Below are 3,129 nucleotides of genomic sequence, written 5' to 3'. Positions count from 1 at the left end.
CCGGGATACCACCAACTGACGTGGCCGAGTGGGCCGGTCACTCCGTGGACATCCTGCTGAGGATCTACGTGAAGTGCCTCGACAGGGGAGGGGCCGCGATGCGGGCACGCGTCGAAGAAGCTCTTGGACTGGGCCGGTCTGCCGCCGGATAGTTGGGCGCCCATTTGGCAGAGAGGGCCGTAGCGCCCCGGTGCCGGCCGTACAGCACCGGACTCCGGAGGGAGGGAAGCAGAATGGGTTTGTCCTGGTCGCAGACCGTTTCGGCTGGTCCCACGAACGTGCCCCCGGCAGGATTCGAACCTGCGCACCCGCCTCCGGAGGGCGGTGCTCTATCCCCTGAGCTACGGGGGCTTCAGGGCAAGCAGTCATACCGTACCAGGACCGTGGCGCTGGTCAGGCAGTCGGCTCGCCGTAAGCTCCCGATGTGTACCGCGACCCCCCACGCGTTCTCGTCGTCGACGACGACGCGGTGATCCGTCAGCTCGTGGTGGTCAACCTGGAGTTGGAGGGCTTCGAGGTGCACACTGCGATCGACGGGTTGGACTGCCTCGAGCGGGTGCGGGACGTCGCCCCGCATGTGATCACATTGGACGTCATGATGCCCCACCTCGACGGCTGGGACGTGGTCGCCCGCCTTCGCGACGACCCGGAGACCGCGGATATCCGGGTGATCCTGTTGTCGGCCCGCGCGCAGGCCGCCGATCTCAGGCGCGGGGACCGCCTCGGCGTCGACTACTACCTCACCAAGCCGTTCGACCCGGACGAGTTGATCGGGGTAGTGCGTCGCCTGGCCGGTCATGGCCAGACCGTCTGAGATGTCAGCCGTTGTGCCACCGGCCGTCCGTTGTCGACACTGCGGTGATCGGTGGCGACGGTTCGCTCGCCCCACACCGATAGCATCGCGCCATGACCCCCGACGACCTCGCGGAAACCGTGCGGGGCATCGTCGGGCAGCTGATCGCGGACGGTGAGCTTGACGTGGTGATTCCCGCGGTGGTGACGGTCGAGCGGCCCAGATTTTTCGATCATGGTGACTATGCCACGCCGATCGCGCTGCGCCTTGCCCGCTCGGCGCGGCGCCCACCGCGCGAGGTCGCCGAGGCGGTCGCGGGTCGGCTGCGCCAGGAGCGGGCAGTGGCCGGTGTGGACGTGGCCGGGTCAGGCTTCCTCAACATCCGATTGGCTGGCGGGGCAGTCGGGGAGATCGCCCGCACCATCGTGCGGACGGGTGGTGACTATGGCCGTGGATCGGCTGCGGATGGCCGGGCGGCCCTTGCAACGGCGATCCCTGCGTCGGCGACTCTTGCGTCGGCGCGCCGGGCGGCCGTGGCGGACGCATCGGCCATGCTGCTCGATGCGGTTCGCCATCCGCAGCCGCCTGACCGTTGCGACGAGGCGATGGTCGGGGCGCCGGTGTCGCTCACCCGCGGCGGTGAGCCGGTGGAGGCGCCGGTGCAGGTCGGGGCCTTTCTCACGATCGGTGAGCTGGTGGACGCCGTCAGCGCGGACGCCGCCCGCTACTGGCTCGTTCGTGTCCCCCTCAACCGCGCCCTCACCCTCGACCTGGACCTCCTTGCCAGGCAGACGAACGACAACCCGGCATTCCAGGTTCGCTACGCCCATGCCCGGATCTGCGCCCTGCTGCGCAACGCCGGGGAGCTGGGACTCTCCTTGGATGTCGAGGACGCCGAGGTGTCGGCGCTGACCCATCCACGCGAGGGTGATCTGCTGCTGGCGCTCGGCGAACTGCCCAGGGTCGTGCAGACCGCGGCCGGACGCAGAGCGCCGTACCGGGTGGCGCGTTACCTCGAGGAAGTCGCCGGTACCTATCACCGTTTCCACGACGCCTGCCGGGTACTGCCACAGGGGGACGAGCAGGCGGGGGCCCGCAACGGAGCACGGCTGCTCCTCGCCGACGCGACCAGGATTGTCCTCGCGAACGGCCTGCGGCTGCTGGGCGTGTCAGCTCCGACGAGGATGTGACTGTTGTGCGTGACGAGGTTTCTCCCGCCCAGGGCCGGCATCAGCTGGAGGACGCGCTGTGGCCGGCGTCCGCAGCCGTGGACGCCGACGGTGTGCTGCGGGTCGGCGGGCTGCGGGTGGACGCGCTCGCGGCCGAGTTCGCCACGCCCGCCTACATCCTGGACACCGATGACTTCCGGGCGCGTTGCCGGGCATGGCGGTCGGCTTTCACCGACGGCGATGTCTACTACGCGGGTAAGGCGTTGCTGTCGCGTTCGATTGCCCGATGGGTCGCCGCCGAAGGGCTCTCGCTGGATGTCTGCACGGGCGGTGAGCTCGGCGTTGCGGAGGCGGTGGGTTTTCCACCCGAACGGCTGCTCTTCCACGGCAACAACAAGTCCATCGCCGAGCTGCGGCGGGCGGTCGCCTACGGCGTCGGGCGGATCGTCGTCGACTCGTTCGTGGAGATCTCCCGCCTGGCGGCGGTGGCCGCGCAGGCCGGCGTGCGTCAGCGAGTGTTCGTCCGGGTCACTCCGGGAGTGGAGGCCCACACCCACCACTATGTGGCCACCGGGCAGGAGGACCAGAAGTTCGGCTTCTCGCTCGCCAGCGGCGCGGCGGCCGAGGCGATCAGACGGGTGCTGGCCGCGTCCGACCACCTTGAGCTCGTCGGGACGCACGCGCACATCGGTTCGCAGATATTCGACACCGCCGGATTCGGGCTGGCCGCCCATCGTATGGTGGGGCTGCTGGCCGTCGTTCGCGATGCCCACGGTGTCGAACTGCCCGAGCTCGATCTCGGCGGCGGCCTGGGGATCGCCTACACCGGCGAGGACGCGCCACTCGATGTCGCGGACGTCGCCGACCGGCTCCGCACGATCGTCGGCAAGGAGTGTGCAGCGGCCGGGCTCGCCGTCCCGCGGCTGGCGGTCGAACCGGGCCGGGCCATCAGCGGTCCGAGCGCGATCACACTGTATGAGGTCGGGACGGTCAAGGAACTGCCCGGGTTGCGTACCTATGTCAGCGTCGACGGTGGTATGAGCGACAACATCCGCACCGCACTGTATGATGCGCGTTACGCTGTCCGTCTGGTTTCCCGGCACAGCGCGGCCGTGCCGCACGTGGTCACGCTGGTCGGCAAGCACTGCGAGTCCGGTGACGTGATCG

3 protein-coding genes and 1 tRNA gene are annotated in these 3,129 nt (G+C 69.4%); 3 read left to right on the top strand and 1 reads right to left on the bottom strand.

The window, feature by feature from the left end; translation table 11 throughout:
* Nucleotides 1-279: 279 nt before the first annotated feature.
* Nucleotides 280-351: transfer RNA gene (locus tag U9980_RS17195), tRNA-Arg, on the bottom strand.
* Between the two features lie 73 nt (nt 352-424).
* On the opposite strand from U9980_RS17195, the gene U9980_RS17190 reads away from it, so the two are divergent.
* From U9980_RS17190 to lysA, 3 genes are all read left to right on the top strand, one after another.
* Entirely contained in the window at nt 425-814 is a 390-nt protein-coding gene (locus U9980_RS17190) for a response regulator transcription factor (protein WP_322748072.1), read from the top strand.
* A gap of 92 nt (nt 815-906) precedes the next feature.
* Nucleotides 907-1,983: a DALR anticodon-binding domain-containing protein gene (locus tag U9980_RS17185; RefSeq protein WP_322768844.1), complete on the top strand. Its 1,077-nt coding sequence runs from the start codon at nt 907-909 to the stop codon at nt 1,981-1,983.
* A 44-nt stretch (nt 1,984-2,027) separates the two neighbouring features.
* Nucleotides 2,028-3,129: diaminopimelate decarboxylase (lysA, locus tag U9980_RS17180; RefSeq protein WP_416210301.1), on the top strand; the 1,102-nt coding region annotated here is incomplete at its 3' end.

It is taken from the genome of Protofrankia sp. Cr1 (assembly GCF_963555865.1).
Lineage (GTDB): Bacteria > Actinomycetota > Actinomycetes > Frankiales > Frankiaceae > Protofrankia.
Note: the sequence above shows the minus strand (reverse complement) of the source record. Positions and strands in the feature narration are given on the sequence as shown.

Bases quoted from the DNA above. Each gene is read 5' to 3' on its own strand.
- U9980_RS17185 (WP_322768844.1), top strand. From the start codon at position 907: ATGACCCCCGACGACCTCGCGGAAACCGTGCGGGGCATCGTCGGGCAG.